Below are 4,383 nucleotides of genomic sequence, written 5' to 3'. Positions count from 1 at the left end.
TACTGCTGATAGAGGCTCTGGCTTATTCCACCAGGCGGTGAGCCGTCGGAGCGCTTCGGCAGAACGCCACCCTCGCTGAATCCATAGGCTTCAGCGTCGCAGGGCAGGTCGCGGGTGAGTACGAGCCGTTCGTCTTCGGTGCGGGCGATGAAATCACCGCCTTCCAGCAGGAGTTCGGCGTCGTTTCCCGGCCGCCAGCGCAGGAGGGTATAGCGGGAGAGGCCGCCCAGGAGAAGGTAGAGGCCGCCGTCGGGAGCGACGCGGGCCAGCATCCGCTCGCAACCCCGCGTCAGGTCCGCCTCGACCACCGTCTGCATTCCATCGCCGACGGAAAGGCGCAGGGTGACCACCCGGTGCAGCGGCTCCGAGTCGTCATCCGCATCGTACACCGGCCGCGAGTCCAGCGGCTCCGCCAGATACTCGCGGTCGTCGGGCCCCGGCAGCGTCAAACTCGTCAATCCCTCCGCCTCGACCCAGCCCGCGGCCAGGACGGCTCCGGCGAAAATAAACCCAATGAGCGCCGTCATTTTTCCCATTACAACCTCCCCCCGCAACCTTCAACAATCCCCGGCTACACCTTGAACTTGCGGTCCAGGCTCCGGTAGGCGATGCCCTCGGAGACGTGGGCCGCCGTGATTGTGGGCGCATCCTCCAGGTCGGCGATGGTCCGGCCCAGCTTGAGCACCCGGTCGTAGGCCCGGGCCGAGAACCCCAGCCGGTCCACCGCCTGGTGCAGGAGCTGCTGGGCCTCCGGCTCGGGCTGGCAGAATGTCCGAATCATCTTACTGGTGAGCCCGGCGTTGGAGTGGATGCCGGTGCCGGCGTAGCGCTCCTGCTGGCGCTCCCGGGCGGCGTTGACCCGCTCGCGCACAACAGCGCTCGGTTCGCCCGAGCGTTCGGCGGAAAGCTCCCGGTAGGGCACCGCCGGGACCTCGAGGTGGATGTCTATGCGGTCCAGGAGGGGGCCGGAGATTTTCGAGCGGTAGCGGCGGATGGAAGCCGGGGAACAGGTGCAGCTGTGGTTCGGGTCGCCGTAGTAGCCGCAGGGGCAGGGGTTCATCGAGGCGACCAGGGTGAAGCTGGCGGGGAAGGTGAGGCTGATCTGGGCCCGGGCGATGGTCACCCGGCGATCTTCCAGGGGCTGGCGCAGCACCTCGAGGACGTGGCGCTCGAACTCCGGCAGCTCGTCGAGGAAGAGTACCCCGTGGTGGGCCAGGGAAACCTCGCCCGGCCGGGGGTAGCTCCCCCCGCCGATTAGCCCCGCCGACGAGATGGTGTGGTGGGGCGAACGGAAGGGGCGCGTGGCGACCAGGGCCTGGTTCGACGGCAGCATCCCCGCCACGGAGTGGACCTTGGTCGTCTCCAGCGCCTCGTCCAGGGACATTTTCGGTAGGATGGTGGGCAACCTGCGGGCGAGCATGGTCTTCCCGGCGCCGGGGGGGCCCATCATCAGGAGGTTATGCCCGCCGGCCGCGGCGACCTCCAGGGCGCGCTTGGCGTGCTCCTGGCCCTTCACGTCCACCAGGTCCAGGTCGTAGTTCGCGGCCTGGGTGAACTCCTCCTGCAGGTCCACCTTGAAGGGCTCGGGGGTCAGACGCCCCTCGAGGAGTTCCGCCGCCTGGGCCAGGGTTTCCAGGGCAAAAACGTCGAGACCGTCCACCAGGGCGGCCTCCTTCGCGTTCTCTTTAGGCACGATGAGCGCCTTGAACCCCTCGTCCCGCAGCGCCACCGCGATGGGCAGGATACCGCGCACCCCGCGCAGGGCGCCGTCCAGGGAGAGCTCGCCGACCACGGCAATCCGATCGCGCCGGACGGCCACCATCTGCCGGGTGGCGATCAAGACCGCCAGGGCGATGGGCAGGTCGAAGGACGGGCCTTCCTTCTTCGTGTCGGCGGGGGCGAGGTTGACGGTGTAGGAACCCGGGGCGAAGTCGTAGCCGGAATTGCGCACCGCCGCCCGGACGCGGTCCTTGGATTCCTTCACCGCCACGTCGGGCAGCCCCACGGTGAAGAAGGTGGAGAGGCCCGGCGATACATCGGCCTCCACCTCCACCACGTAGCCCTCGACCCCGCGCACTGCCGCTGAAAAAACCTTGGCCAACATCGGAATAAACCCCGCAGACAACGAATTGGAGCAATCTTACCAGAGCCCTCGGTCCGGGGCAAGGCGACGAAAAACTCTGACACGGATGACAGTTTATGTCAGTAACCCTCGGTAAAGTTAATGTTGTCAAGACCTTTATCGCTGGCAAACTGTTAACGAAACCGAGGAGGTGTGGGGGTGGACCACAAACTTGCATTGGGCGTGACCGTCCGGCGTCACCGTCTGCGGCTCGGCCTCTCCCAGGAAAAGCTGGCCAAGAGGACGGGCCTGCACCGGACGTACATCGGCAGCATCGAGCGGGGTGAGCGCAACATCACTCTGGTGAACATCATCCGGCTGGCCCAGGGGCTCGAGATGGACATCGTCAAGCTCTGCGAGGAGATGATGACGCTGAAAGATAGGACGGACCGTCATATCTCCTCGGCGGTGGCGAGCCTGAGCCGATAGGTCGGAGACGGTGGTACCGCGACGCGGAAGAATCGGGGGCTTGGCAAATCGGTCCCGCGGACCGACCGCGACGCGGACGAAAAAAGCCCCGTCAGGCTTGATTAATTCGCAATGAGAGGCTAGAATGGTGGGTGAGATGGGTTCTCATTTGGGAGGTCCGGCATGGCCATCCCCACCTACGAAGAAGCCGAGCGCATTTTGAGAAAGTACCTCGCCCTGCGCGGCCTCCGCTGCACCGTGGAGAGGCGCGCCATTCTAAAGGCCGTCTGGGGACACCCGGGACACCCGAGCGCCGAAGAGATAGCGCAGGAGCTTTCCGAGGGGCCGCTGTACGTCAGCCGGGCCACCGTGTACCGCACCCTGGACCTCCTGGTTGAGACGGGCCTCTTGACCTGCTCCAGTCTCGGCGAGGGACACCGGCACTACGAGATAGGCGCCGAACACCACGACCACCTCATCTGCCGCTCATGCGGTCGGATAATCGAGATTCGCAGCGCCGACTTGGAAAAACTGCAGGACAGGATTTGCAGGGAGAACGAGTTCGAAAACGTCTCCCACTCCCTGGAGATAATCGGCTACTGCTCGCATTGCCGCAACGGTGGCGGGCACTAGCGGATTCCTGAAGTTTTAAAGGCGCTCCGTGCGCCTTTTTAGTCCATGTGCAGCGGGAGTGATCATACCCCGCATCAACGGTTAAAAGACAAGGGGCTTCAGCCCCTTGTACAAGTGTAGCCCGTGGCCCTCGTTTAAGGCGTACATGGGGCGCTTTGACAAAACCCTCCGTGCCGCCGCAAAGGCGTACCGCTCGTCGAACCCTAAAGGGCTCCTACGCCGTTTTTACGTCCTATCCCAGCCGCCGGACCAATTCCCGGGCCCATTCCCGGGCCGCCTCGGGCTTCCGGTAATCCCGGTTCACCGAGGTATCCACTCCCTGCTTTTTGGCTATCCCGGCCATTATCCCCTTGACGGGGAAGCGGTACTCCTCGTAGTTCGCCACGCCGGGGAAGGCGCCGATTTCGAGGGGAGCGAGGCCGGGAACCTTCGCCCTGACTTTATCGAGGTAATCCCCGAAAACCTTCTTCTTCCCCTCCTCGGTCTGGGCGGCCAGGCAGCAGAAGAAGACGGCGTGCCTCTTTCCCGCCTTCACCGCCTCACGGGCCAGTTTCACGGCCGGACCGAGCCATCGCCCGGCCCGGATGCTCCCGCCGACGACGACGAACGCGTAGGCCGCGAGATTCCCGACCCCCTTGGCCGGCAGGACGTCGGTTTCATGCCCCGACCGGCGCAGCTCCTCGGCGATAACGTCGGCGTAGGACTTCGTCGAGCCGTAGCCCGTTGCGTAACCCACCAGAATTTTCATCTTCTCCCCTCATTGTGGCGCGGGATGGACTCCCTTTAGCCCTGGACCACGATGGACACCAGCCGTCCGGGCACGACGATGAACTTTTTTATCGTTTTACCGTCGGTGTAGGCCCGGACCCGCTCGCTGGCGAATACGGCCTCGCGGACGGCGTCCTCGCCGGCATCCACCGGCACCTCGACCTGGTCGCGGACCTTTCCGTTTATCTGCACCGCCAGGGTGACGGTTTCGACTTCCAGGGCCGCCTCGTCCCAAACGGGCCATGGGCGGTCGTGGACCGACTCCTCCCCGCCGAAGCGGTCGTTCAGCTCTTCGCAGATGAAGGGGGCGATGGGCGCCAGGACGTCCACCAGGTCGCGCAGGCAGGCGGCGACGACCGGGTGCGCCTCGTCGGGTACACTCCTCTCGGTCTCCAGGGCGTAGATGTCGTTGACCAGCTCCATGGCGGTCGAGATGGCCGTGTTGAAGTGGA

The 4,383-nt window shown here is 65.0% G+C and carries 6 protein-coding genes; 2 read left to right on the top strand and 4 right to left on the bottom strand.

Features of this window, described 5'->3' with window-relative positions; all coding sequences use genetic code 11:
* On the bottom strand, nucleotides 1-536 hold a 536-nt coding region (locus tag NTW26_08035; protein MCX7022201.1), incomplete at its 3' end, for a hypothetical protein.
* 35 nt (nucleotides 537-571) lie between these two features.
* Nucleotides 572-2,104, bottom strand: a complete 1,533-nt coding sequence (locus tag NTW26_08030; protein ID MCX7022200.1) for a YifB family Mg chelatase-like AAA ATPase — start codon at nucleotides 2,102-2,104, stop codon at nucleotides 572-574.
* 177 nt (nucleotides 2,105-2,281) lie between these two features.
* Between NTW26_08030 and NTW26_08025 the strand changes: the two genes are divergently transcribed.
* Nucleotides 2,282-2,551 carry a helix-turn-helix transcriptional regulator gene (locus NTW26_08025; protein ID MCX7022199.1) on the top strand — a complete coding sequence of 90 codons (270 nt, stop codon included), beginning with the start codon at nucleotides 2,282-2,284 and terminating at the stop codon, nucleotides 2,549-2,551.
* A gap of 162 nt (nucleotides 2,552-2,713) precedes the next feature.
* On the top strand, nucleotides 2,714-3,163 hold the full coding sequence (locus NTW26_08020) for a transcriptional repressor (protein MCX7022198.1): 450 nt from the start codon (nucleotides 2,714-2,716) through the stop codon (nucleotides 3,161-3,163).
* A gap of 232 nt (nucleotides 3,164-3,395) precedes the next feature.
* Here NTW26_08020 and NTW26_08015 read toward each other — a convergent pair whose 3' ends face one another.
* Nucleotides 3,396-3,911, bottom strand: a complete 516-nt coding sequence (locus NTW26_08015; GenBank protein MCX7022197.1) for a hypothetical protein — start codon at nucleotides 3,909-3,911, stop codon at nucleotides 3,396-3,398.
* Between the two features lie 35 nt (nucleotides 3,912-3,946).
* Nucleotides 3,947-4,383 (bottom strand): class I tRNA ligase family protein (locus tag NTW26_08010; GenBank protein MCX7022196.1); only part of this gene is annotated, 437 nt, incomplete at its 5' end.

Source organism: bacterium (assembly GCA_026398675.1).
GTDB lineage: Bacteria > RBG-13-66-14 > RBG-13-66-14 > RBG-13-66-14 > RBG-13-66-14 > RBG-13-66-14.
Note: the sequence above shows the minus strand (reverse complement) of the source record. Positions and strands in the feature narration are given on the sequence as shown.